General features: G+C 70.7%; 21 protein-coding genes, 1 pseudogene and 1 riboswitch. Of the genes and pseudogenes, 12 read left to right on the top strand and 10 right to left on the bottom strand.

What is annotated here, in order from left to right; genetic code table 11:
• Positions 1-598: pseudogene (locus Dsi01nite_RS12805) on the bottom strand (hypothetical protein); the annotation flags it as partial.
• Positions 599-1,142: 544 nt separating this feature from the next.
• Between Dsi01nite_RS12805 and Dsi01nite_RS12800 the strand changes: the two are divergent.
• Complete coding sequence (locus Dsi01nite_RS12800) at positions 1,143-1,508, top strand: hypothetical protein (protein WP_203846318.1); 366 nt, start codon at positions 1,143-1,145, stop codon at positions 1,506-1,508.
• Positions 1,509-1,770: 262 nt separating this feature from the next.
• Here the strand turns inward: Dsi01nite_RS12800 and glyA are convergent, their stop codons facing one another.
• Positions 1,771-3,033, bottom strand: coding sequence for a serine hydroxymethyltransferase (gene glyA / locus Dsi01nite_RS12795; RefSeq protein WP_203846317.1), 1,263 nt, complete (start codon positions 3,031-3,033; stop codon positions 1,771-1,773).
• Positions 3,034-3,057: 24 nt separating this feature from the next.
• Positions 3,058-3,146, bottom strand: a riboswitch (ZMP/ZTP riboswitch).
• A 65-nt stretch (positions 3,147-3,211) separates the two neighbouring features.
• Complete coding sequence (gene ilvD / locus Dsi01nite_RS12790; protein ID WP_203846316.1) at positions 3,212-5,056, bottom strand: dihydroxy-acid dehydratase; 1,845 nt, start codon at positions 5,054-5,056, stop codon at positions 3,212-3,214.
• A 226-nt stretch (positions 5,057-5,282) separates the two neighbouring features.
• On the opposite strand from ilvD, the gene Dsi01nite_RS12785 reads away from it, so the two are divergent.
• From Dsi01nite_RS12785 to ilvC, 3 genes are read left to right on the top strand one after another with little or no spacing between them, the layout of a single operon-like run.
• The gene (locus Dsi01nite_RS12785; RefSeq protein ID WP_203846315.1) at positions 5,283-7,145 is read left to right on the top strand and encodes an acetolactate synthase large subunit; all 1,863 of its coding nucleotides are present in this window, start codon (positions 5,283-5,285) and stop codon (positions 7,143-7,145) included.
• A 1-nt stretch (position 7,146) separates the two neighbouring features.
• Positions 7,147-7,665 (top strand): acetolactate synthase small subunit, encoded by a 519-nt coding sequence (gene ilvN, locus Dsi01nite_RS12780; RefSeq protein WP_203846314.1) that lies wholly within the window; start codon positions 7,147-7,149, stop codon positions 7,663-7,665.
• Between the two features lie 22 nt (positions 7,666-7,687).
• Positions 7,688-8,701 carry a ketol-acid reductoisomerase gene (gene ilvC, locus Dsi01nite_RS12775; protein ID WP_203846313.1) on the top strand — a complete coding sequence of 338 codons (1,014 nt, stop codon included), beginning with the start codon at positions 7,688-7,690 and terminating at the stop codon, positions 8,699-8,701.
• Between the two features lie 41 nt (positions 8,702-8,742).
• Here ilvC and Dsi01nite_RS12770 read toward each other — a convergent pair whose 3' ends face one another.
• Together Dsi01nite_RS12770 and Dsi01nite_RS12765 are read right to left on the bottom strand one after the other, a co-directional pair.
• Positions 8,743-9,117 carry a TipAS antibiotic-recognition domain-containing protein gene (locus Dsi01nite_RS12770; protein ID WP_203846312.1) on the bottom strand — a complete coding sequence of 125 codons (375 nt, stop codon included), beginning with the start codon at positions 9,115-9,117 and terminating at the stop codon, positions 8,743-8,745.
• A gap of 123 nt (positions 9,118-9,240) precedes the next feature.
• The gene (locus Dsi01nite_RS12765) at positions 9,241-9,540 is read right to left on the bottom strand and encodes a hypothetical protein (RefSeq protein ID WP_203846311.1); all 300 of its coding nucleotides are present in this window, start codon (positions 9,538-9,540) and stop codon (positions 9,241-9,243) included.
• A gap of 287 nt (positions 9,541-9,827) precedes the next feature.
• Here Dsi01nite_RS12765 and serA point away from each other — a divergent pair, with 287 nt between their 5' ends.
• From serA to Dsi01nite_RS12750, 3 genes are all read left to right on the top strand, one after another.
• Positions 9,828-11,438 (top strand): phosphoglycerate dehydrogenase, encoded by a 1,611-nt coding sequence (serA, locus tag Dsi01nite_RS12760; RefSeq protein ID WP_203846310.1) that lies wholly within the window; start codon positions 9,828-9,830, stop codon positions 11,436-11,438.
• A gap of 131 nt (positions 11,439-11,569) precedes the next feature.
• Positions 11,570-12,598, top strand: a complete 1,029-nt coding sequence (locus Dsi01nite_RS12755) for a 3-isopropylmalate dehydrogenase (protein WP_203846309.1) — start codon at positions 11,570-11,572, stop codon at positions 12,596-12,598.
• Positions 12,599-12,658: 60 nt separating this feature from the next.
• Positions 12,659-13,756, top strand: coding sequence for a branched-chain amino acid aminotransferase (locus tag Dsi01nite_RS12750; protein ID WP_203846308.1), 1,098 nt, complete (start codon positions 12,659-12,661; stop codon positions 13,754-13,756).
• 1,037 nt (positions 13,757-14,793) lie between these two features.
• Here the strand turns inward: Dsi01nite_RS12750 and Dsi01nite_RS12745 are convergent.
• Both Dsi01nite_RS12745 and ahpD read right to left on the bottom strand, forming a co-directional pair.
• Positions 14,794-15,081 (bottom strand): hypothetical protein, encoded by a 288-nt coding sequence (locus Dsi01nite_RS12745; protein ID WP_203846307.1) that lies wholly within the window; start codon positions 15,079-15,081, stop codon positions 14,794-14,796.
• Between the two features lie 284 nt (positions 15,082-15,365).
• Positions 15,366-15,896, bottom strand: coding sequence for an alkylhydroperoxidase, AhpD family (ahpD, locus tag Dsi01nite_RS12740; RefSeq protein WP_203846306.1), 531 nt, complete (start codon positions 15,894-15,896; stop codon positions 15,366-15,368).
• 368 nt (positions 15,897-16,264) lie between these two features.
• On the opposite strand from ahpD, the gene cimA reads away from it, so the two are divergent.
• Positions 16,265-17,878 (top strand): citramalate synthase, encoded by a 1,614-nt coding sequence (gene cimA / locus Dsi01nite_RS12735; protein WP_203846305.1) that lies wholly within the window; start codon positions 16,265-16,267, stop codon positions 17,876-17,878.
• 46 nt (positions 17,879-17,924) lie between these two features.
• Here cimA and Dsi01nite_RS12730 read toward each other — a convergent pair whose 3' ends face one another.
• The 3 genes from Dsi01nite_RS12730 to Dsi01nite_RS12720 all read right to left on the bottom strand — a co-directional run bounded on the left by Dsi01nite_RS12730 (position 17,925) and on the right by Dsi01nite_RS12720 (position 20,635).
• Positions 17,925-18,416, bottom strand: coding sequence for a hypothetical protein (locus Dsi01nite_RS12730; protein WP_203846304.1), 492 nt, complete (start codon positions 18,414-18,416; stop codon positions 17,925-17,927).
• Between the two features lie 135 nt (positions 18,417-18,551).
• Positions 18,552-19,568, bottom strand: a complete 1,017-nt coding sequence (locus tag Dsi01nite_RS12725) for an endonuclease/exonuclease/phosphatase family protein (RefSeq protein ID WP_203846303.1) — start codon at positions 19,566-19,568, stop codon at positions 18,552-18,554.
• Positions 19,569-19,633: 65 nt separating this feature from the next.
• Complete coding sequence (locus Dsi01nite_RS12720; protein ID WP_203846302.1) at positions 19,634-20,635, bottom strand: endonuclease/exonuclease/phosphatase family protein; 1,002 nt, start codon at positions 20,633-20,635, stop codon at positions 19,634-19,636.
• Positions 20,636-20,726: 91 nt separating this feature from the next.
• Here Dsi01nite_RS12720 and Dsi01nite_RS12715 point away from each other — a divergent pair, with 91 nt between their 5' ends.
• From Dsi01nite_RS12715 to Dsi01nite_RS12700, 4 genes are read left to right on the top strand one after another with little or no spacing between them, the layout of a single operon-like run.
• Complete coding sequence (locus tag Dsi01nite_RS12715; protein WP_203846301.1) at positions 20,727-21,494, top strand: prolipoprotein diacylglyceryl transferase; 768 nt, start codon at positions 20,727-20,729, stop codon at positions 21,492-21,494.
• Positions 21,491-21,883, top strand: coding sequence for a hypothetical protein (locus Dsi01nite_RS12710; protein WP_203846300.1), 393 nt, complete (start codon positions 21,491-21,493; stop codon positions 21,881-21,883). The genes Dsi01nite_RS12715 and Dsi01nite_RS12710 overlap by 4 nt, the downstream gene beginning before the upstream one ends.
• Positions 21,880-23,427, top strand: coding sequence for a radical SAM protein (locus Dsi01nite_RS12705; protein WP_203846299.1), 1,548 nt, complete (start codon positions 21,880-21,882; stop codon positions 23,425-23,427). Before Dsi01nite_RS12710 ends, Dsi01nite_RS12705 begins: the two co-directional genes overlap by 4 nt.
• Positions 23,424-23,687 (top strand): hypothetical protein, encoded by a 264-nt coding sequence (locus tag Dsi01nite_RS12700; protein WP_203846298.1) that lies wholly within the window; start codon positions 23,424-23,426, stop codon positions 23,685-23,687. The genes Dsi01nite_RS12705 and Dsi01nite_RS12700 overlap by 4 nt, the downstream gene beginning before the upstream one ends.
• Positions 23,688-23,729: the final 42 nt, after the last annotated feature.

The raw sequence follows: 23,729 nt of genomic DNA, 5'->3' as shown, positions 1-23,729 counted from the left end.
TGGGTGGGGAGCCCGCGACGAGCCGTTCGAGGTTCGAGCCGGAGCCGCCGGCCCACCCGGCGACCTCATGGGACTCGCCGGTGGCTGACCCGTCTCGCACCGACCCGCCACCGTCGGCGACCTCGTGGTCTCCGCGGTCGGACCGGTCGTGGTCCGACGATTCGTGGTCGGACCCGTCGCCGGCGGAAGCGCCTTTGCCGACGTCCTCCTGGTCAAGTCCCGCCCGGTCGGACCAGACCCGGTCGGATCCGTCGCCGGCCGAAGCGCCGCCCGCGGTCTCCTCGTGGTCGGCCACCCCACGCTCGGCGCAGTCCCGCGCCGACTCGCCGTGGCCGGCCCAGCCCGACGCTGACCAGCCCCACACCGAGTCCTCGTGGTCGGACCGTTCCCGGTCGGATGGCCCGGAGCCGTCGCCGACCGACGCGCCGCCTCCGATGTCCTCGTGGTCGGCCACCCCGCTCGTGGATCCGTCCCGCCTCGACCAGCCCGGCACGGAGTCCTCGTGGTCGGAGCGGTCCCGGTCGGAGCCGTCGCCGCCGGACGCGCCGCCTGCGGTGCGGTCGTGGTCCGCCACCCCGCGCCTGAGCCAGCCCCGCACGGACCAGCCCCGCGCCGAGCCTTCGTGGTCGGATCAGTCCCGTGAGGACCGGTTCGACGCGGGTCGGTCGCGCACGGAGTCTTCGTGGTCGGATCAGTCTCGTGACGACCGGTCCGACGCGGGTCAGTCGCGCACGGAGTCTTCGTGGTCGGATCAGTCCCGTGAGGACCGGTCCGACGCGGGTCAGTCCCGCGCTGGGTCTTCGTGGTCGGATCGGACAGGGTCGGACACGTCACGGCTGGGCGGGCCGGAGGCTGGGCGGGCCGACGGGCGGCGAGGAGCCGAATCCGAGGCGCGGCCGGCCGCCTGGAGCGCGGCGCCCGCCGATGACGGGCCCGCGTGGTGGGACGCCGAGGCGGCGCAGAGCGCACGCGGCACGGTTGACGAGGCGCCGGCTGAGGAGCCGGCGGGCGGCAAGCGTTCGCGGTGGGGGCGGTCCAAGGCGGGCAAGGGACGGAAGGGCCAGCCGGCCGAGGAAGCACCGTCCGCGAACGGCCGCCCCGCCGCGGCACCTCCGGCGGACGTCGACGACTGGGCGTCCGAGGTGGCCACGGGACAGGGCACCGGGCGCCGGTCAGGACCTGCGGAGCGATCGGACACCTCCGCCCGTCCGGGCGCGTCCGAACGCTCCGGCACGTCGGGCCGCCCCGCGTGGGCGACCGACCCCACGTCCGGATTCGAGAGCGACCCGAGCGGCGAGTTCACCTCGGACAGCCGGTCCCGCATCTCGTCCCGCGCCCCGGCGGGTGGCGGTGGCGAGCAGGAGCGGGCCGGTTCCGCGGTGCCCGGGCAGCGGCAGCGGGCCCGCGACATGACGTTCGACGACGACGTGGCGCCGCTGGAGCTCAACCTCGACGAGGAGCCCAAGAACCCGGACCAGCGCTCCCGCCGGTTCCTGCGCCGCAAGTAATACCCGTCGCCCGCCCGGAACGACCGGAACGACCGGACCACCGCGCTCCGCGGGAATGCCGGTCGGGGCGCTGGCGCACGCCGGCAACGACGTGGACCGCGGGCGGCAACTCGGGCGGCTCCGCTCCGGACGGCAACACGGTGGAGTCGCCCGTCGCCGGGTTTCGCGAGCTTCGTCCGCTCGTCGGGTCCGGCTGGTTGATGGTCGAAGGACGGATCCGGTCACCGCGCGGCGGCCGGATCCGTCCTTCGAGCCGGGAGGGTCAGTGCCAGCCGGGCATCGGGTACGCGGACAGCAGCTCGCGGACCTCGGCGGCGATCGTGTCCAGGGCCTGGTCGTCGTCCTTCACGGCGGCGTCGACGGCACGGGAGATCCAGTCGGCGACCTGGGGCATCTGCGCCTCGGTGAGGCCGCGGGTGGTGAGGGCGGGGGTGCCGATGCGCACGCCGGACGGGTCGAAGGGCTTGCGGGTGTCGTACGGGACCGTGTTGTAGTTCGTCTCGATGCCGGCGCGGTCGAGGGCGCGGGCGGCGGGCTTGCCGCCGATGTTCTTGCCGGTGAGGTCGAGCAGGATGAGGTGGTTGTCGGTGCCGCCGGAGACCAGGTCGAAGCCGCGCTCCAGCAACGAGGACGCCAGCGCGCGGGCGTTGGCCACGATCTGGTGGGCGTAGACGCTGAAGGACGGCTGTGCGGCCTCCCGCAGCGCGACGGCGATGCCCGCGGTGGTGTGGTTGTGCGGGCCGCCCTGCAGGCCGGGGAACACGGCCTTGTCGATGGCCTTCGAGTAGTCCGAGGTGCAGAGCAGCATCGCGCCGCGCGGGCCGCGGAGCGTCTTGTGGGTGGTGGTGGTGATGATCGGGGCGTGGCCGACCGGCGTGGGGTGCGCCCCGCCCGCGATCAGGCCGGCGATGTGCGCGATGTCCGCCACGAGCACCGCATCCACCTCCCGGGCGATCTCGGCGAACCGGGCGAACTCGATGGTGCGGGGCAGGGCCGTGCCGCCGCAGAAGATGAGCTTGGGGCGCTCGCGGAGGGCGATGTCGCGGACCTCGTCGAAGTCGATGAGGCCGTCGGAGCGGCGGACGGTGTACTGCACGGGCCGGAACCAGGCGCCGGTGGCCGACACGGGCCAGCCGTGGGTGAGGTGGCCGCCCATGGGGAGGGCCATGCCCATGACGGTGTCACCGGGGGCGGCGAGGGCCATGTAGACGGCGAGGTTCGCGGGGGAGCCGGAGTACGGCTGCACGTTGGCGTGCTCGACGCCGAAGACCGACTTGGCGCGGGCGATCGCCAGTTCCTCGATCGGGTCGATGAAGCGCTGGCCCTCGTAGTAGCGCTTGCCCGGGTAGCCCTCGGAGTACTTGTTGGTGAGGACGGTGCCGGTGGCCTCGAGGACGGCCTGGGAGACGTAGTTCTCCGAGGCGATCATCCGCAGCGTGTCGTGCTGGCGGGAGGCCTCGCGCTGGATGAGGTCCGCGAGGTCCGGGTCGGACGACGTGATCGTGGGCAGGGCAGGCACATGCATGGGGTGCTCCCAAGGCGAAGCCGACCGCGGCACCCAGGCGCGCGGTGCCAGCGATACAGGAAGCTCCCCGGTGGTCGGTTCCACCTTGATGTGCGCCAGTCGCGGGTTCAACCCCGATGCTAGTCCACCGACGCGGTGAAAACCCGGGCCACTTCGGTCGAAGTGGCCCGGGTGACCGTCACGGCACCTTGCGGTAGGCGCCGTCGCTGGCCGCGGTGGCCATCGACGCGTAGGCACGCAGCGCGGCCGAGACCGGCCGGGTGCGGTCCAGCGGCGTGTACGGCCGCTCGCGCTTCTCCTGGGCGACGCGGCGCGCGGTCAGCACGTCCTCGTCGACCACGAGGTTGATCGAGCGGTGCGGGATGTCGATCTCGATCCGGTCGCCGTCCTCGACGAGGGCGATCAGCCCGCCGCCGGCCGCCTCCGGGGAGATGTGCCCGATGGACAGGCCGGAGGTGCCGCCGGAGAACCGGCCGTCGGTGATGAGCGCGCACGCCCGGCCGAGGCCACGGCCCTTCAGGAACGACGTCGGGTAGAGCATCTCCTGCATGCCCGGCCCGCCCTTCGGTCCTTCGTACCGGATGACCACGACGTCACCGGCGACGACCTGCTTGGCGAGGATGCCGTCGACGGCCGACTCCTGCGACTCGAAGACGCGGGCCGTGCCGTGGAAGACGAGGTTCTCGTCCGGCACGCCGGCGGTCTTCACGACGCAGCCGTCGGGGGCGACGTTGCCGAAGAGGATCGCCAGGCCGCCGTCGGCCGAGTACGCGTGCTCCTTGGATCGGATGCAGCCCTCGGCTTCGTCGGTGTCCAGGGTCGCCCAGCGGTTCGACGTGGAGAACGGCTCGACCGTGCGGACCCCGCCCGGCGCAGCGTGGAACAGCTCCAGCGCGGTCGCCGAGGGTGACCCGCCCCGGATGTCCCACTCGGCGAGCCAGCCGGGCAGATCAGGAGAATGCACGCTCCGCACGTTGGTGTTCAGGAGCCCCGCGCGGTTCAACGAACCCAGGATGGCGGGGATGCCGCCGGCCCGGTGGACGTCCTCCATGTGGTACTTCGGGCTGTTCGGCGCGACCTTCGACAGGCACGGCACCCGGCGGGAGATGCCGTCGATGTCGGAGACACTGAACTCGACCTCGGCCTCGCGGGCGGCGGCGAGCAGGTGCAGGACGGTGTTGGTCGAGCCGCCCATGGCCACGTCGAGGGCGACCGCGTTCTCGAACGCCTCCCGGGTGGCGATCGCGCGCGGCAGCACCGAGGCGTCGTCACCCTCGTAGTACTGCTTGCACAGCTCGACGATCAGCGAGCCGGCCCGCTCGAACAGGGCCTTGCGGGCGCTGTGTGTGGCGAGGGTCGAGCCGTTGCCCGGCAGGGCCAGGCCGATCGCCTCGGTGAGGCAGTTCATCGAGTTGGCGGTGAACATGCCGGAGCACGAGCCGCAGGTCGGGCAGGCGGAGCGCTCGATCTCGCCGAGCTGCTCGTCGGTGACGGCCTCGTTGGCCGAGGCGATCATCGCGTCGATGAGGTCGAGCTTGGCGTGCACGACGCCCTCGATCGCGATGGTCTTGCCGGCTTCCATGGGGCCGCCGGAGACGAAGACGGTGGGGATGTTGAGGCGGAGGGCGGCGAGCAGCATGCCGGGCGTGATCTTGTCGCAGTTGGAGATGCACACGAGGGCGTCGGCGCAGTGCGCCTGCACCATGTACTCGACGGCGTCGGCGATGAGCTCGCGGCTGGGCAGCGAGTACAGCATCCCGCCGTGGCCCATCGCGATGCCGTCGTCGACGGCGATGGTGTTGAACTCCTTGGCGACCCCACCCGCCTCGGCGACCGCGTCAGCGACGATGATCCCGAGGTTGCGCAGGTGGACATGGCCCGGCACGAACTGCGTGAAACTGTTGGCGATGGCGACGATTGGCTTACCGAAATCTGCGTCGGTCATGCCGGTGGCGCGCCACAGGGCGCGTGCGCCGGCCATGTTGCGACCAGAAGTGGAGGTTTTGGACCGCAGCTCGGGCATACTTGTGAGTCTGACACGTTCCAGATCGTGGGATCGGTTGACTCGGGGCGTGAGATGCGCGAGAGTGGGCACATGTCGTCGAGGTCGCTGCGAGTACTTATCATCTAGCGCGCCGACGCCTGCCGTCAGCGCGCTAGCCCCTCGTGCATCGCACGGAGGGGTTTTTTCATGTCCGAGCGAGTCTGAACCGTGACCTGGACACCTTCGAGCGAAAGTGCGAAATGCGATGACGAGACCCACGCCTGAAGTCCTCGCCCACCGAGCGCACCCGACCGCACCCGCGACGGGGTCGACGCCGGCCGACAAGACCGACAAGTCGGAGAAGGCCGTAGACAAGAAGCCGGAGCTTCTGACCGGTGCCCAGGTGCTGGTGCGTTCGCTCGAGGAGCTCGGCGCGGACGTCGTCTTCGGCATCCCCGGCGGCGCGATCCTGCCGGCGTACGACCCGCTGTTCGACTCCGAGCGCGTCCGGCACATCCTGGTCCGCCACGAGCAGGGGGCCGGCCACGCCGCCACCGGCTACGCGCAGGCCACCGGCAAGGTCGGCGTCTGCATGGCCACGTCCGGCCCGGGCGCGACCAACCTGGTCACGCCGATCGCCGACGCGTACATGGACTCCGTCGCCATGGTCGCGATCACCGGTCAGGTCGCGTCGGCCTCGATCGGCACCGACGCGTTCCAGGAAGCCGACATCGCCGGCATCACCCTGCCGATCACCAAGCACAACTATCTGGTGAAGTCGGGCGAGGAGCTGCCGCGGGTCCTCGCCGAGGCGTTCCACCTCGCCTCGACCGGCCGGCCCGGCCCGGTCCTCGTCGACATCCCCAAGGACGTCCTGCAGAAGCAGACGACGTTCAAGTGGCCGCCGACGCTGGACCTGCCCGGCTACCACCCGACGCTGCACCCGCACGGCAAGCAGATCCGTGAGGCGGCCCGCCTCATCGCCGCCGCGAAGCGGCCGGTGCTGTATGTCGGCGGCGGCGTCATCAAGGCCCAGGCCTCCGAGGTGCTGCGCAAGCTGGCCGAGCTGACCGGCGCGCCCGTCGTCACGACGCTGATGGCCCGCGGCGCGTTCCCCGACTCGCACCCGCAGCACATGGGCATGCCCGGCATGCACGGCACGGTCGGCGCCGTCTACGCGTTGCAGAAGTCGGACCTGCTGATCACCCTCGGCGCGCGCTTCGACGACCGGGTGACCGGCGACCTGAACACGTTCGCGCCGAACGCCCAGATCATCCACGCCGACATCGACCCGGCCGAGATCGGCAAGAACAGGGTCGCGGACGTGCCGATCGTCGGCGACGCCAAGCACGTCATCGAGGAGCTGATCGGCGCCGTCACCACCGAGTACGCGGCCGGCCACAAGGCCTCGATCACCGACTGGTGGGCCACCCTCGACGACATCCGCGGCCGGTACCCCCTCGGCTACGAGGAGCCGTCCGACGGCACCCTGGCCCCCCAGTACGTGATCGAGCGCATCGGCAAGCTCGTCGGTCCCGACGCGATCTACACCGCCGGGGTCGGCCAGCACCAGATGTGGGCGGCGCAGTTCGTCCAGTACGAGCACCCCGCCACCTGGCTCAACTCCGGCGGGCTCGGCACCATGGGCTACGCCGTCCCGGCCGCGATGGGCGCCAAGGTCGGCCGGCCCGACAAGGTGGTCTGGGCGATCGACGGCGACGGCTGCTTCCAGATGACCAACCAGGAGCTCGCCACCTGCGCCCTCGAAGGCATCCCGATCAAGGTCGCCGTCATCAACAACGGCAACCTCGGTATGGTCCGGCAGTGGCAGACGCTGTTCTACGACCAGCGGTACTCCAACACCGAGCTGGGCACCCACAAGCACCGCATCCCGGACTTCGTGAAGCTCGCCGACGCGCTGGGCTGCGTCGGCCTGCGGTGCGAGACCAAGCAGGACGTCGACGCCACGATCGAGGCCGCGATGAAGGTCACCGACCAGCCGGTCGTCATCGACTTCGTGGTCGGCAAGGACGCCATGGTGTGGCCGATGGTCGCCGCCGGCACCAGCAACGACGAGATCATGTTCGCCCGCGGGGTCGCGCCCAAGTTCGACAAGGATGACGTCTGAGATGACCACCCACACCCTGTCAGTCCTGGTGGAGAACAAGCCGGGCATCCTCGCCCGGGTCGCCGGCCTGTTCGCCCGCCGTGGCTTCAACATCGACTCCCTCGCGGTCGGTGAGACCGAGCACCCCGAGGTCTCCCGGATGACGATCGTGGTCAACGCCGAGGACAGCCCGCTCGAACAGGTCACCAAGCAGCTCAACAAGCTGGTGCAGGTGCTGAAGATCGTCGAGCTCGACAGCACCGCCAGCGTCCAGCGCGAGCTGCTGCTGGTGAAGGTGCGCGCCGAGCGGCCGGTCCGCTCGCAGGTCCTGGAGACGGTGAACCTGTTCCGGGCCCGCGTGGTCGACGTCTCGCCGGACGCCCTCACGATCGAGGCCACCGGGACGTCGGAAAAACTGGACGCGTTGCTCCGCGACCTGGAGCCGTTCGGTATCAAGGAAATGGTCCAGTCCGGCGTCGTGGCCATCGGCCGTGGCTCCCGCTCCATCACCACGGGCCCGGCGCTTCGCGCCGCGTCCTGATTTAAAAACCGAAAGGAACGAAATGTCCGCCGAGGTGTTCTACGACGACGACGCCGACCTGTCGTTGATCCAGGGCCGCAAGGTTGCGGTCCTCGGTTACGGCAGCCAGGGCCACGCCCACGCGCTGTCCCTGCGTGACTCCGGTGTCGACGTCCGCGTCGGCCTGCCGGAGGGTTCCAAGAGCCGCGCGAAGGCCGAGGAGCAGGGCCTGCGGGTCCTCTCGCCGGCCGAGGCCTCCGCCGAGGCGGACGTCATCATGATCCTGGCGCCCGACACCGCGCAGCGCACCCTCTACACCGAGTCGGTCGAGCCGCACCTCACCGCCGGCAAGGCGCTGTTCTTCGGTCACGGCCTCAACATCCGGTACGGGTTCATCACGCCCCCGGCCGACGTCGACGTCGCCATGGTCGCCCCGAAGGGCCCGGGCCACCTGGTCCGCCGCCAGTTCGTGGACGGCAAGGGCGTGCCGTGTCTCGTCGCGGTCGAGCAGGACGCCACCGGCAACGCGTTCGCCCTGGCCCTGGCCTACGCCGCGGGCATCGGCGGCACCCGCGCCGGCGCGATCAGGACCACGTTCAAGGAGGAGACCGAGACCGACCTGTTCGGCGAGCAGGCGGTCCTCTGCGGCGGCGCCTCCGCGCTCGTCCAGACCGGCTTCGAGGTGCTCACCGAGGCGGGCTACGCCCCGGAGATCGCCTACTTCGAGTGCCTCCACGAGCTCAAGCTCATCGTGGACCTCATGTACGAGGGCGGCATCGCCCGGATGCGCTACAGCGTGTCCGACACCGCCGAGTACGGCGACTACTCCCGCGGCCCGCGCGTCGTCGACGCCCGGACCAAGGAGGAGATGAAGAAGATCCTCGCCGAGATCCAGTCCGGCGAGTTCGCCCGCGAGTGGATCGCCGAGGACGACGCAGGCCGCCCCAACTTCACCAAGCTCCGCGAGCAGGGTGCCGCGCACCCGATCGAGGAGACCGGCCAGAAGCTGCGCTCGATGATGAGCTGGGTCGACCGGCCCATCACCGAGACGGCCTGACTTTTCCGTGAAAGGGGGGCTCCACGGAGCCCCCCTTTTGCTTATCGGGCCGCGTTCGCGTGGATCGCGTCCCTGATGAACTGCGCCAGGCCCGGGTGGTCCGTGTCGTAGTTCGCGGTGAACCGCGGGTCGTCGACGTACATGTCGCCGAGGCCGCGGTGGATCTCGCTCGAGCAGTCGTAGAACCACCGGCTGATGTGCTCCCGGTGCGCCTCGGCGAGGTCCATCGCCCGCTCACCCTGGGCCGGCTCGCCGTCGACGAAGGCCCGCGTGAACGCCGCCGTGTTCTCGGCCGCCTCCGCCTTGATGCGTTCCCAGTCGCGCGGCGTGTACTTCGCGGTCCGCTCGGCGGACTGCCGGTACGCCTCGGTCTGCCCCCACCGCTGCTCGGCCTCGGCCGCGTACGGGTTCTCCATGGCTCCTCCTCAGTCGTTCCTGCTTCGGTGGAACCAGCCTCCGGTCTCCAGCCACGGGAGAGTCAAGACGGCCCCGGCGTGGAGCTCCACGCCGGGGCCGTCCCGGTTCCCTGACCGCTGCGATCAGGAGCGCGCGTAGGGCGAGTAGCCCTGGTAGTCGTCAGCCTTGTGGCCTTCGGCCTTGTGGTCATCGGCCTGGTACTCGTCCGAGGCGTAGGCGTCGTGCTCCGCCGGCTGGTCGTACGCCTCGTGGACGTCGTGCTCGATGCCGTCGATCTTCTCGCCGATCAGCTCGATCACGTGGTGCACCTGCTCCTGGACGTCCGCGTACTGGTCGGCGTGCTCCTCGCCCTGGTAGGCGTCGTGACCCTCGTAGGTCGCCTCGTGGCCAGCGTGGTCGCCGCCGTCGTAGTACTCGCTCATCGTGGTGTCTCCTCAGCCGTCGGTGGGAAGGGGCGTGGTGATGCCAGCCGACACGGACGGGCGGGCCCAAAGGGTTCAGAAAGGGCCAGGTCGGGTGTCTGACAGCCGGTCACTCGAACGGGCTGCTGTGATCGCGCTCACGTCCGAGCGGGGACGGGCGGTTGCTGCCGCAGGCCTACGATCGGCGGAAGAGGCCGTCCGCCCGGCCCCGTCGCCGACCTGCGCCTGGCGTGCAGTGTCGCGCGCCGCGCATCGACGCCAGCCGAAGCCCGAGAGTCGAGGACCGTATGACCCTCCCTCCTGACCGCCCGGTGGTGCTGATCGCCGAGGAGCTCGCTCCCTCCGCCCTGGAAGTTCTCGCCGACGACTACGAGGTCCGTCACATCGACGGCACGGATCGTTCGGCACTGCTGGAATCGCTCGCCGACGCCAGCGCGATCATCGTGCGCAGCGCCACCCAGGTCGACGCCGAAGCGGTCGCGGCCGCGCCCCGGCTGAAGGTCGTCGCCCGTGCCGGCGTCGGCCTCGACAACGTCGACGTCCCCGCCGCGACCGCCCGCGGCGTCATGGTCGTCAACGCACCGACGTCCAACATCGTCTCCGCCGCCGAGCAGGCCGTCGCCCTGCTGCTCGCCGTCGCCCGCAACACCGCCGCGGCCTCGGCCGCGTTGAAGGCGGGGGAGTGGAAGCGGTCCAAGTACACCGGCGTCGAGCTGTCCGGCAAGGTCGTCGGCGTGGTCGGTCTGGGCCGCATCGGGGTGCTGTTCGCCCAGCGGATGGCGGCGTTCGGGGTGCGGCTGGTCGCCTACGACCCCTACATCCAGCCGGCCCGAGCGGCCGCGCTCGGCGTGCGCCTGCTGGGCCTGGACGAGCTGCTGCGCGAGAGCGACTTCATCTCGATCCACCTGCCGAAGACCCCCGAGACCGTCGGCCTCATCGGCGCCCGCGAGCTGGGCATCGTCAAGCCGGGCGTGCGGATCATCAACGCGGCCCGTGGCGGCCTCGTCGACGAGCAGGCCCTCGCCGACGCGATCGCCGACGGGCGGGTCGCCGGTGCCGGCATCGACGTGTTCAGCAAGGAGCCGTGCGTCGCGTCGCCACTGTTCGCGTTCGACAACGTGGTCGCGACCCCGCACCTGGGCGCGTCGACGGTCGAGGCACAGGACAAGGCCGGCCTGGCCGTCGCCCGCAGCGTGAAGCTGGCCCTCGACGGCGAGTTCGTCCCGGACGCGGTCAACGTCCAGGTCGGAGGCGTCGTCGCCGAGGAGGTGCGGCCGCTGCTGCCCCTGGCCGAGAAGCTCGGCCGGGTCTTCACCGCCGTCGCGGGCGGCATCGCCTCGGCCGTCACGGTCGAGGTGCACGGCGAGGTCGCCACCCACGATGTGTCCGTGCTCAAGCTCGCCGCGACGAAAGGCCTGTTCAGCAGCGTCGTTGCAGAGCAGGTCACCTATGTGAACGCACCGCATCTGGCGGCCGATCGGGGGGTCGAGGTCGCCCTCGCGGTGTTCACCGAGTCGGCCGATCAGACCAACCTGGTGACCGTGCGCGGTGTGTTGCCCGACGGCAAGGTAGCCTCCGTGTCCGGCACGTATGTCGCGGGACCGCGAGAGGCCCTGAAGCTGACCGAGATCGACGGCTTCAGCCTCGAGCTCGCCGCGGAGGGCGTGCTGCTGTTCTTCCGATATGCCGACCGCCCCGGCGTCGTCGGACTGGTGGGGTCGATACTGGGCACTGCGGGGGTCAACATCGCGGCGATGCAGGTCGCCCGGCGCGAAGCCGGCGGCGAGGCGCTGATGACGTTGACCGTCGACCAGTCCGTGCACGCGGACCTGCTCAACGAGGCCCAGCAGGCCATCGGCGCCACCGCGGCGAGCACGGTCGACCTGTCGGGCGAGTAAGACGTTCCTCCTAGGGGGCGGGGAGAGTGGCGGCTCTCCCTGCCCCCGTCTTATTTCCAATGACTGGGATGAGCGTCCACTCAGTAGGACGAGCGCGTACCGTGGGCTGGTCCGAGGAAAGGGGCGCAGTGGTGGCGAAGATCGCGGTCGTGGCCGGGGACGGTATCGGGACCGAAGTGGTGGCCCAGGCACTCAAGGTGCTGCGGGTCATCCTTCCGGACGTCGAGACGACCGACTACGACCTGGGCGCCGCCCGCTACCACCGCACCGGCGAGGTGCTCCCCGACAGCGTGCTCGAGGAGCTGCGCGGCCACGACGCGATCCTGCTCGGCGCCGTCGGTGACCCGAGCGTCCCGCCGGGCGTGCTCGAGCGGGGCCTGCTGCTGAAGCTGCGGTTCGACTTCGACCAGTATGTGAACCTCCGCCCGTCGCGGCTGTGGCCCGGCACGACCAGCCCCCTCGCCGGTGTCAAGCCGGGCGAGATCGACCTCGTCGTCGTCCGTGAGGGCACCGAGGGTCTCTACGTCGGCGCCGGCGGCAACCTGCACCCCGGCACGCCCGCCGAGGTCGCGACCGAGGAGAGCCTCAACACCCGCCACGGCGTCGAGCGGGTCATCCGCGACGCGTTCGCCCGCGCCGCGAAGCGCGAGCGGCGCAAGGTGACCCTGGTGCACAAGACCAACGTGCTCACCCACGCCGGTGGCCTTTGGGCCCGCACGTTCAACGCGGTCAAGGCCGAGTTCCCGGACATCGAGACCGAATACCAGCACGTCGACGCCGCGGCCATGTTCCTGGTGAGCAACCCGCAGCGCTACGACGTCGTGGTCACCGACAACCTCTTCGGCGACATCCTCACCGACATCGCGGCCGCGGTCACCGGCGGCATCGGCCTGGCGGCCAGCGGCTCGATCAACCCCGAGCGGGCCTTCCCGTCCATGTTCGAGCCGGTGCACGGCTCGGCCCCGGACATCGCCGGCAAGGGCATCGCCGACCCGTCCGCCGCGGTGCTGTCCACCGCGCTGCTGCTGGACCACCTCGGCAACCCCGACGCAGCCGCGAAGGTCACCGCCGCCGTCGGTGCCGAGGTCGCCGCCCGCACGCCGGGCTCGGCCCTGTCCACGGAGGCGATCGGCGACCGGCTCGCCGCCGCCGTGGCCTGAGTGCGCGTGAACGACCGTTCGGGGTAAGTTGCAGACACGACGCGCAACTGGAGGCACGCCATGAACGGCGGTGAAACGCTCGACTTCGAGGTCCGGCCCAATCCGGCCCCGGTCAGCGCCGCGGAACGGTCCGCGCTGCTCGCCAACCCCGGCTTCGGACGGATCTTCACCGACCACATGGTCACCATCCGCTATGCCGAGGGCAAGGGCTGGTATGACGCCCGCGTCGAGGCCCGCGCGCCGATCCCGATGGACCCGGCGACCGCCGTCCTGCACTACGCCCAGGAGATCTTCGAGGGCCTGAAGGCCTACCGCGCGGCCGACGGCGGCGTCACCCTGTTCCGCCCCGACGCCAACGCCGCCCGCTTCCGGCAGTCCGCGGCCCGCATGGCCATGGCCCCGGTGCCGTCGCAGCTGTTCCTGGACGCCTTGAGTGAGCTCATCCGCGTCGACCGCGACTGGGTCCCGTCCGACCCCGAGGGCAGCCTCTACCTGCGCCCGTTCCAGTACGCCAGCGAGGTCTTCCTCGGCGTCAAGCCCTCCTCGGAGTATCTCTTCCTGGTCATCGCCTCCCCGGTCGGCAGCTACTTCAAGGGCGGCGTCAAACCGGTCAGCGTCTGGGTCTCCCGCGACTACACCCGCGCCGCCCCCGGCGGCACCGGCGCCGCGAAGTGCGGCGGCAACTACGCCGCCAGCCTCGTCGCCCAGGCCGAGGCCATCGAGCACGGCTGCGACCAGGTCGTCTTCCTCGACGCCGTCGAGCAGCGCTACGTCGACGAGCTCGGCGGCATGAACGTCTTCTTCGTCTTCGACGACGGCACCCTGCTCACCCCGCCGCTGACCGGCACGATCCTGCCCGGCATCACCCGCGAGTCGGTCCTGCGCCTCGCCGCCGACCAGGGCCTCACGGTCCGCGAGGAGCTGTATTCCTACGAGCAGTGGCAGGCCGACGCCCGCAGCGGCCGGCTCCGCGAGGCCTTCGCCTGCGGCACCGCCGCCGTGATCACCCCGATCGGCGTGGTCCGCGACCGCTCCGGCGAGTTCACCATCGGCGACGGCACCGCCGGCAAGGTCACCATGGACCTCCGCGAGCGCCTCGTCGGCATCCAGCGGGGCACGGCCCCCGACCCGCACGGCTGGGTCCACCGCGTCCTGTAGGTCGTCGTTGCCGGCTCCGGTCCGTCGTGGGCACGGTCCGCCGCTCCCGTCAGCCACCGGTCGGCCGCGAACGGCCTCCCTGCCAGGTCCGCGGACAGTTGCGCAGACACGACCTGCGGTCGTGACCAGGCACGCGGCCGTGGCCGGCCGCGCGAGGGGTGCTGTGGACGCGGGGCTGGGTGGAGGGCCAGTTGACCTTGGAAGATCTGACTGGTCATAGGCAGCCAGACCTTCCAAGGTCAACATGGCCGACCGGCCGTGAGCACCGCTGCCAAGCGGCCCGAAGGCCAACTGGCGTCGTGCTCGAAGTCGCGTGCTGGCCATCCGCGCGACCGGCCCACCGGCTCCGGCGGGCCAGGGTGCATGATCGAAGTCGCGTGCTGGCCATCCGCGCGACCGGCCCACCGGCTCCGGCGAGCCAGGGCGCGTGATCGAAGTCGCGTGCTGGCCATCCGCACGACCGGGGCGCGACTTCGATCACCGGGAAGATCCGTTCGCGGTGAAGAGCAAGCGGGCAAGGGGACGATGCGGACATCGCCAGCGCCGGATCGGGCACCGGGCACGCGGTGTCGTTGCCGGATTCCCGCAACCCGAAGGATCCCCGGGCGCCTGGAGTCTGTTGCGGATTGACATCACGGTCGGTCCCGGCGTCGATACGGCGATCTCCCCGCCCCCGCTGAGGATCGAAGGAGCGCCGTGGTCGTCCACGCGACCACCCGGCACCTTCGATCAAGCGGCCAAGATCGCTAGACCCTGGAATGGCCCCGGCCGACGCAACGAATCAGGCGATTTGCCCGAAATTTTGCAGCCAGCGGCAAACTGGCAGCCCCGGACCACTGCCAACGCACCTGATCGACAAGACCTCTCACGGATCGATGGCGTGAGCGGGTCGCTCCAACAGCCAGGGCTGTCCTTGGATCACGGAGGCAGGTGACCAGGCTGGCAGGCGACGACGGAGGCGGATGGCCACAGAGACGGATGGCCACGGGCAGGTGGTCGCGGAGGCGGGTGGTCGGAGGTGCGGGCGCCCCCAGGGGTCAGGCGGACCAGCGGCCGAGGTTTGAGGTGCGGCCGTAGCTGGGGCGGATGCCGCGGGGGGTCGGGCGTTCATACGCAAGTAACAAAGCTTCCTCGGCGAGCTGCGCGTCCGGGCACGGCCAGAACGCCTTGCACTCGCAGAAGTTGTCGGTGCGGGGCTTGTGCGCGTCGTGCAGGGCGCGGGCGACCCGCCACAGCATCGGATCAGCGCAGCCGAACGGTGGCTCCAGCGGCGGCTCACCCCCCGCGTCGGCGTCGGACCCGGGCGGAACACCGTCGTCGATCATCGTCCGTTCGCCCCCAGGATCGCGAGTCCCATCCGCCGCGGCCGCGCTCGACGGCTGCTGCCGGAAACGGTAACCGCCGATCCCACCCTCGCGCAGACACGCTGTGCGCAACTTGCACGACCGAGCGACACCGTCACCGGCTGTCACCCGTCTGAGCAGCGCGAACGCTCGATGAACCAGGCGAAACCCCACCCGAACAGACAAATGACATCATCCGAAAGTGCGGGAGAGATGCGTACGGGTGCCGGAGCCGCCACTCCGACACCCGTACAAGAGGAAAGCTCCTAGACGGAAGCTGCCTCTGCATCGAGGGTCACGGCCAACGCGTGAACAACCGCGGCGACGCGTAGACCCTCGTCGACCACTTCGCGGGACACCCCTGCACCACGAAGTGATCTTTCGTGCGATTCCAGGCACACCCCGCACCCGGTGATCGCGGATACTGCTGTGGACCACAGCTCGACGTCGACCGTGCCGACGCCGGGCCAGGTGGTCACCTGGCGGCGCAGCCGCGCCGGCAGGTGGTTGTACGCCTCGTCACCGATGAGGTGCTTGGCGCGGAAATAGACGTTGTGGATCGCCATGCGGGACGCGACCGCCTTGGCTGCTTCAACAGCCTCGGGCTTCAGGTGATTCCCGGCCTCGGCGAGGATCGAGCGGAACACGAAGGCGCTGCGTGTGGTCATCGCGCAGGAGAGCGCGGTGCCCCACAGCTGCTGCTCGGTGAGCAGGTTGCCGGCGAGCGCGGCGTCGAGGTTGAGCTCGACGTCCTTCGCATACGACGGCAGCGCGGCCTTCAGTGCCTCGATCGACATCAGACCGAAGACCCGCCCAGCCGGAGCGGTGAATGGATCTCACCAACGGTGAGCACGGGGACCTCCTGGTTGCTTTCGCTTGACTGGTTCCAACCTTGACGGACGTGCGTTACAGGTACGTGACGAACAGGGTGAATCGTGAAGCAGATCACCCGGTTTCTCAGAATCCGGAATCACGTGCCACAGCGAGCGCACGTGTGGCACGCTACCCAACGTGACTCGGCTCATTATTGGCCCTTAGCGCGACCAGCATCCCCTAGCTGGCCGCGCTAGACCTCTCGCATTCGCGAGGGGTCTTTTTGTTGGTCCAGGCCCGCCGGCCGGAAGCCGCCAGAAGCCACAAAGACTCCCAAAGCCAGGAGAAGACCATGCAGGTGTACGACACCACGCTGCGCGACGGGGCCCAGCGAGAGGCGATCAGCTACTCAGTCGTCGACAAGCTGGCGGTGGCCCGGCTGCTCGACGAGTTCGGCGTCGGCTTCATCGAGGGCGGCTGGCCGGGTGCGATGCCGAAGGACACCGAGTTCTTCCGAAGGGCGCGCACCGAGCTGGACCTGAAACACGCGGTGTTCGTCGCGTTCGGCGCGACCCGCAAGGCGGGCGTCCGGGTGCAGGACGACCAGCAGGTGCGGGCGCTGCTCGACGCGGAGACCCCGGCCGTGACCCTGGTCGCCAAGTCGGACCTGCGGCACGTGGAGCGGGCCCTGCGCACCACGCCCGAGGAGAACCTGGCGATGGTCCACGACACCGTGGCGTACCTGGTGTCCGAGGGCCGGCGGGTGTTCCTGGACCTGGAGCACTTCTTCGACGGATACGCGTTCGACCCGGACTACACCGCGAAGGTCGCCGCGACCGCGCTCGCCGCCGGCGCGGAGAAGGCCGTCATGTGCGACACCAACGGCGGCATGCTGCCGTCCCTGATCACCAGGACGATCGGCGAGGTCAAGGGCCGGCTCGCGGTCGTGCTCGGCGTCACCGAGGACGAGGCCGTGACCCGGCTCGGCATCCACTGCCAGAACGACACCTCCTGCGCGGTGGCCAACACGGTCGCCGCCGTCGAGGCGGGCGTCCCGCACTTCCAGTGCACCGCGAACGGCTACGGCGAGCGGCCCGGCAACGCCGACCTCTTCGCCGTCGTCGCGAACCTCCAGTTGAAGCTCGGTATGCCGGTCCTACCGGACGGGTGCATCGAACAGATGGTGCGCGTCTCGCACGCCATCGCAGAGATCGCCAACATCGCACCCGACACCCACCAGGCCTATGTCGGGTCGTCAGCGTTCGCTCACAAGGCGGGCCTGCACGCGAGCGCGATCAAAGTGGATCCCGTGCTCTACAACCACATCGACCCCGTCGTCGTGGGCAATGACATGCGGATCCTGGTCACCGAGATGGCCGGCCGGGCCAGCATCGAGCTCAAGGCACGCGAGCTCGGTGTCGACCTGGCCGGCCATCCGGAGGCCCTGTCCCGGGTCACCACCCGGGTCAAGGAGCTGGAGGCGCGGGGCTGGTCGTTCGAGGCCGCCGACGCGTCGTTCGAGCTGCTGGCCCGGGCCGAGCTGAGGGCCGAGCAGCAGGACGGCGCGCTGCCGAAGCCGTTCACGCTCGAGTCGTACCGCGTCCTCGTCGAGCACCGGGAGGACGGCGCGGTGGTGTCCGAGGCGACGGTCAAGGTCCGGGTCAAGGGCGAACGGATCATCGCCACGGCGGAGGGCAACGGCCCGGTCAACGCGCTCGACGAGGCGCTGCGGGTGGCGTTGACGAAGCACTACCCGGAGCTGTCGCGCTTCGAGCTGGCCGACTACAAGGTCCGCATCCTCGAAGGCAGCCACGGCACGGGTGCCGTCACGCGCGTGCTGGTGGAGACCCGGTCGACGGGGGAGGACTGGACCACGGTCGGCGTCCACGAAAACGTGGTGGAGGCGAGCTGGACGGCGCTCGTCGACGCGCTCAGCTACGGCCTGTCCCGCCAGGTCCGGGTGTAACGGCGCGGAAACGGGTGGGGCCCCGCGGCCCCACCCGGTCACCGCTTTACGGGCACTTGTTCTGCCGGAAGGCGGCCAGCGCTGTCGCGTCCGGCTCGAACCTCCACTGGCCCTTCTGGTACTTGATGGTGTTGGTGCCGCTCGCCGCGCTGCCGCTGGCCGGCGTCCGGGTCCACTTGACGGTCGCGGTCGAGTCGTCGACCGGCGTCACCCCGGTCACGACATAGTCGCCCTGCAACGTGGTGCAGGTCGAGATCAGGTCGACGTAGGCGTCCTTGGCGATGGCGGACTGCGCGGTGTCGGTCCAGAGCTCCCAGGCGCCAGCCCAGTCGCCGTCGGACAGGTTGTCGAACACCTGCTCCGCCGTGACCTGCGCGGTCTGCGCGTCCTGCGGTTGCGCGGTCACCTCGACCGTCGGCCGGTCAGCGGACGGTGACTCGCCGGCGTCGTCCTTCTTGTCCGAGCACCCGGCCAGGACGCCTGCGAGCACAACCGGCGTGATGACGGCGAGCGCGATGCCGCGGAAGGTTCGTGTCACCCATCTGCTCCAACGTGGTTCTGTCGGGGCGTTCCGCCCGATCCGTACGTGAAGGTACTCCCGGCCAACGAACCGCGTACAGGCGGAGGTACGCGTGAGTGATCTTTCGGGCGGTATTCGGCATGATCGGACAGGTCAGCCGTCGGCCTTCGGGAGCACCAGCTCGGCGAACACGGCCTTGTGATCTGTCCCCGCGATGCGATGGACCACGACCTTCCGCACACCGACGCGCTCATCGGCCAGCACGTGGTCGAGCGTCACGCCCGGGATGAACCACCGATCGTCGTAGGGCCACGACGTGTCCAGCCCGGCGCCGGTGACGTCCGCGGCGTCCTGGTAGCCCTTGGCGAGCACCTGGCGGAACGCCTCGTGGTCGAGGGTCGCGTTGAAGTCGCCGATGAGCAGGCTGACCGCGCCCTTCGGGGTCGCCGCCGGCTGTGCCGCGAGATCCGCGACCCAGCAGGAGTCGCGCCCACGGTCCGACGGGGCACACGGGTGCACCGACTCGACGTTCACGTCCAGGGCACCCGGGACCCGCACCCCGGCCCGCGCCTGACCGAAGTCGGAGGGGAACCGCCGGTAGCCCTGGTCGGTGAGCGGGAACCGGCTGTAGACGGCCGAGCCGCTCACCCCTGGACGCGGGTACGACACCACGTTGGGCAGCGTCTCGTCGAGCCCGGCCTGGCGCAGGGCGGTCCGCCCCTCGTCGGTGTACTCCTGCACCGCGAGCAGGTCGACGGCGCCGGAACGCACGAGGCCGACGATCCGGTCGGGGTCGGCGCGGCCCATGAGCATGTTGACACTCATCACCCGCAGCGTCGGCCCGGCCGGTACCCCCGCGTCACTGTCGGAGATCCAGCGCGGCAGGACGCAGGCCGCGAACGCGATCGCCACCACCGCCGCCGCGACCGCCGGCCAGATCCGCTTCGTCAGCAGCGCGAGCACCAGCGGCAGCAGCGAGATCGCCGCCACATAGGGGGTGAACGCGATCAGCTGCACCGTCGGGAAGCCGCTCTCCAGGCCGAACACCCGCGCCGCCGCCCACGCCGCGAACGGCGCGATGAGCAGCCACAGCAGCACGGTCAGCCACCGGCGTCGCCTGGGTGTCGCGGCCGGTGCCGCGAGCGGCAGGGTTTCCTCGGTGCTGACCATCCCGCCAGGGTAGGGGAGCTGCGCCAGCCGGCCCCGCCCCGCTGCGAAATCTTCACAGCACCCGCTCACCCGGCCTTCGGGAGCACCAGCTCGGCGAACACGGCCCGGTGGTCGGTCCCCGGGATGCGGTGGATCACGACCTCGCGCACCCCGACCCGCTCATCGGCGAGGACGTGGTCGAGCGTCACGCCCGGGAAGTACCACCGGTTGTCGTAGGGCCACGACGTGGACAGCCCGGCACCGGCGACATCGGCGGCGTCCTGGTATCCCTTCGCCACCACCTGGCGGAACGCCTCGTGGTCGAGGGTCGCGTTGAAGTCGCCCATGAGCACGGTGACCGGGCCGCCCGGGGTCGCCGCCGGCTGCGCCGCGAGGTCAGCCAGCCAGCAGGCGTCCGACACGCGGCCCATCGGGGCGCAGGGGTGCGCCGACTCGACGTGCACCTCCGGGGCGCCCGGCACCCGCACCGCGGCGTGCGCCTGCGTGAAGCCGCCGGCGAGCTGCCGGTAGCCCGGGTCGGCGAGCGGGAAGCGGCTGTAGACGGCCGAGCCGCCCGCGTCGGCCCGCGGATAGGTGGCCGCGTTGGGCAGGGTCTCCTCCAGCCCGGCCGCGCGCAGCGCGGTGCGTCCCTCCTCGGTGTACTCCTGCACCGCGAGCACGTCGACGGCGCCGTCGCGGACGAGGCGCACGACGTGGGCGGGGTCGGCCTGGCCGTAGAGCATGTTGACGCTCATCACCCGCAGCGTCGGCCCGGCCGGGACCCCGGCGTCGGGGTCGGGGATCCAGCGCGGCAGGACACACGCGGCGAACGCGACGGTCACCACCGCCGCCGCGACCGCCGGCCAGAGCCGTTTCGTCAGCAGCGCGAGCGCCAGCGGCACCAACGAAGCCAGCGCGACATACGGGGTGAAGGCGATGAGCTGGACGGTCGGGTAGCCGCGCTCCAGGCCGAACACCCGCGCGGCCGCCCACAGCGCGAACGGGGCGACGAGCAGCCACAGCAGCACCGTCAGCCACCGCCGCCGCCGGGACACCACGAGCGGCACGATCTCCTCGGTGCTGACCATCCCGCCAAGGGTAGGGGACCGGGGTCCGCCGGCCCGCCCCCTGCTGTGAATCTTCACAGAACCCGGCGGTGCCGCACTAAGCTGCGCAATCGTGCACCCGGTCATCGCGAAGCTCGGTCCGGTGGCGATCCTGACCCACGACGTGTGCGTCGCGCTCGGCATCGGGGTCGCCGCCCTGGTGTTCCTGTGGGAGGTCCGCCGCCGCCGCGCGCAGGACGACCGGCTCTGGTACGTGCTGGCCGGCGCCCTCGTCGGCGGCGCCCTCTTCGCCCGGCTGGGCACCTGGGCGCAGCACCTCGACCCGAGGGACAACGCGACGCTGGTGGAGCAGTGGGCCTACGGCAACCGCAGCATCCTGTCCGGCCTCGTCGGCGCCTACGTGGGCGCGATCGTGGCGAAGAAGGTGTCCGGCTATCCGTGGCGGACCGGGGACCTCTTCGCGCCAGCGGTCGCCGCCGGGATGGCGATCGGCCGGCTCGGCTGCCTCCTCGCCGAACCGCCCGGCACCCCGACGGACCTGCCGTGGGGCGTCACGCTGAACGCGGCGCAGGCCGAGGCGCTGCACACCGTCGCCGGTGTGCCGCTGCACCCATCCTTCGGCTACGAGATCCTGTTCCACGTGGTCGCGTTCGGCGCGCTGCTGGCGCTCCGGACGAAGGTCACCGCGCCGGGCGCGCTGTTCAAAATCTATCTTGCCGCTTACGCCGCGTTCCGTTTCGTGGTGGAGTTCGTGCGGGGCAACGAGGTGGTGTGGCACGGGCTGACCCGGCCGCAGCTGTTCCTCCTCGCGTGCCTGCCGCTCATCGTGGCGGGCCTGGTGAGTGATCTGGTGAGACGGAAGGAAGCCGTGGCCGCATGACGATGCCACCCAACTCGGGCTGGACCGTGCCGTCCCCGCCGCCCCCGAACGGGCAGGAGCGCCCGATCCGCGGCCGTAAGGTCGCCGCCGGCCTGGGCATCGCGGCCGGCGCCCAGGTCCTCGCGATCGGCATCGGCGTGCTGGTGACGATCGCGCTCGCCTCCACGGACAACAGCGAGAACGCGCTGTTCGGCGTCTACCTTGAGCTGCTGCTGCAACTGGTGCTGTTCGTCGCCTGCCTGGTGATCGGCATCGTCTGGATCGCCCGCCGGGACCGGGGTCTCGGCCTCGGCATCCTCATCGGCTGGGCGGTCAGCGTCATCGTCTTCCCGGTCGCCGGGATCGGGGTCTGCATCGCGATCGTCAACGCCAACACGGGGGCGTCGTGAGCAACGGCATGCAGCTGAGAGGCGACCGGATCCATCGGTACGTCAACGCCTTCTGCCCGCACTGCCACGACGAGCAGCCGGACCGTCCACTGGAGACGGTGCAGCGGCTGTCGGGCTGGCTCGCCGAACGCGACGGCCGGATCTGGCTGGAGCGCGGCTGCCCATCGCACGGCCTCGTCCGCACGCTCTACGACGAGTCGCCGGAGATCCTGCGGTACCTGGAGCAGTGGACCGCCCCGACGAAGACCCACGTGCCGGACCTCGCCGGAAACTTCGCGCCCGTGCCGTCGGCGTACCTGGCCGGGCTGCCGGAGATGCAGACCCAGCACACCTGCATCCTGCTCACCGACCTCACCGACAGCTGCAACCTGCGCTGCCCCACGTGCTTCACCGACTCGTCCCCGGCGATCGAGGGTGTCGTGCCCCTCGCCGAGATTCTCCGCAGCGTCGACACCAAGCTGTCCCGCGAGAACGGCCGCATCGACGTGCTCATGCTGTCCGGCGGCGAGCCCACCCTGTATCCGCACCTGCCGGAGCTGCTGCGGGAGGTCTCCGCCCGCAACGTGGTCCGCGTCCTGGTCAACTCCAACGGGGTGAGGATCGCCCGCGACGACGCGCTGCTGGACCTGCTGACCGAGCACCGCGAGCGGGTCGAGGTCTACCTGCAGTACGACGGCGTCACCGAACGCGCCGCCCGCCACCACCGCGGCGCCGACCTGCGCCGCCTCAAGGACCAGGCGATCGACCGCCTCTCGTCCCGCGGCATCTTCACCACCCTCACGATGACCTGCGCCCTCGGCGTCAACGACGACGAGATCGGTGCCGTCGTGAAACGGGCCCTCGACACCCCGTACGTCGGCGGCGTCTCGCTGCAACCGCAGTTCGGCTCGGGCCGTTCGGGTGCGATCGACCCCCTCGACCGGCTCACTCACACCGGCGTCCTGGCCCGCCTCGGCCCGCAGACCGCCGACCAGGTCACCTGGCGCGACCTGACCGCGCTGCCGTGCTCGCACCCGCACTGCTGCTCGGTGGGGTACCTGCTGCGCGACGACGCCGGCGAGTGGCAGTCGATGACCAAGCTCATCGGCCACGACCGCCTGCTCACGTTTCTGGACCTCGAACCCGACCTGGTCGCCAACCGCATCGCCGACGTGCAACTGCCCCTCGCCCTGCGGACCGCCGTCAAGGACTCCCTGCTCGGCCTGCTGTCGGAGCAGTCGTCGCTGTCGCACCCCGACGTCGGCTCGCTGTGGCGCGACATCTGCGAGAACTGCGACCTGGGCATCTCGACCCTGACCACGCTGGTCTCCTCGTCGCTGCCCGGCGGCCGCAACCGGCTGCGCAAGATGCTCGGCGAACGCGTCAAACGCATCACGGTCAAGCCGTTCATGGACATGGCCACGATGATCGAGGAACGCCTCCTGCAGTGCTGCGTCCACGTCGCCACCGTCTCCTCCGAGTCGGCCCACCAGTGCGCCCCCTTCTGCGCCGTCCAGGCCTGGCCCGCCCTGTCCGCCCAGCGCCTCCCCAGAGCGCTGCTGTGACATCCACCCCGCAGCCGTACGACCCGCTGCGCCTGTGCGTGTACGCGACGATCGCCGCCCTCGCCTGGCTGCTGGGCCCGGTCGCGCTGCTGGGCTTCGCGGTGCTGGGCTTCGCCGGCTACGTGCGGGCCCGCCGCCAGGGCCTGACCCACTCCAAATGCGTCCTGCGCGACACCCGCCTCGTCCTGACCTACCTGGGCGCCCTCGCTCTCGCCGCGGTCGCTGGCATCACCTGGAACGTCTACACCTGGCTCACCTGACCTGACGACGCTTCCGACACGAGCGCGTACGGCTGTGGGGTG

Origin of the sequence: Dactylosporangium siamense, from assembly GCF_016862795.1 — a bacterium.
Taxonomy (GTDB): domain Bacteria; phylum Actinomycetota; class Actinomycetes; order Mycobacteriales; family Micromonosporaceae; genus Dactylosporangium; species Dactylosporangium siamense.
Note: the sequence above shows the minus strand (reverse complement) of the source record. Positions and strands in the feature narration are given on the sequence as shown.

What these genes read in the sequence shown, in the direction of transcription:
- glyA (WP_203846317.1), bottom strand. Translation starts at nt 3,033, where the DNA reads ATGCATGTGCCTGCCCTGCCCACGATCACGTCGTCCGACCCGGACCTC.
- ilvD (WP_203846316.1), bottom strand. Translation starts at nt 5,056, where the DNA reads ATGCCCGAGCTGCGGTCCAAAACCTCCACTTCTGGTCGCAACATGGCC.
- Dsi01nite_RS12785 (WP_203846315.1), top strand. Translation starts at nt 5,283, where the DNA reads ATGACGAGACCCACGCCTGAAGTCCTCGCCCACCGAGCGCACCCGACC.
- ilvN (WP_203846314.1), top strand. Translation starts at nt 7,147, where the DNA reads ATGACCACCCACACCCTGTCAGTCCTGGTGGAGAACAAGCCGGGCATC.
- ilvC (WP_203846313.1), top strand. Translation starts at nt 7,688, where the DNA reads ATGTCCGCCGAGGTGTTCTACGACGACGACGCCGACCTGTCGTTGATC.
- Dsi01nite_RS12770 (WP_203846312.1), bottom strand. Translation starts at nt 9,117, where the DNA reads ATGGAGAACCCGTACGCGGCCGAGGCCGAGCAGCGGTGGGGGCAGACC.
- Dsi01nite_RS12765 (WP_203846311.1), bottom strand. Translation starts at nt 9,540, where the DNA reads ATGAGCGAGTACTACGACGGCGGCGACCACGCTGGCCACGAGGCGACC.
- serA (WP_203846310.1), top strand. Translation starts at nt 9,828, where the DNA reads ATGACCCTCCCTCCTGACCGCCCGGTGGTGCTGATCGCCGAGGAGCTC.
- Dsi01nite_RS12750 (WP_203846308.1), top strand. Translation starts at nt 12,659, where the DNA reads ATGAACGGCGGTGAAACGCTCGACTTCGAGGTCCGGCCCAATCCGGCC.
- Dsi01nite_RS12745 (WP_203846307.1), bottom strand. Translation starts at nt 15,081, where the DNA reads ATGATCGACGACGGTGTTCCGCCCGGGTCCGACGCCGACGCGGGGGGT.
- ahpD (WP_203846306.1), bottom strand. Translation starts at nt 15,896, where the DNA reads ATGTCGATCGAGGCACTGAAGGCCGCGCTGCCGTCGTATGCGAAGGAC.
- cimA (WP_203846305.1), top strand. Translation starts at nt 16,265, where the DNA reads ATGCAGGTGTACGACACCACGCTGCGCGACGGGGCCCAGCGAGAGGCG.
- Dsi01nite_RS12725 (WP_203846303.1), bottom strand. Translation starts at nt 19,568, where the DNA reads ATGGTCAGCACCGAGGAAACCCTGCCGCTCGCGGCACCGGCCGCGACA.
- Dsi01nite_RS12720 (WP_203846302.1), bottom strand. Translation starts at nt 20,635, where the DNA reads ATGGTCAGCACCGAGGAGATCGTGCCGCTCGTGGTGTCCCGGCGGCGG.
- Dsi01nite_RS12710 (WP_203846300.1), top strand. Translation starts at nt 21,491, where the DNA reads ATGACGATGCCACCCAACTCGGGCTGGACCGTGCCGTCCCCGCCGCCC.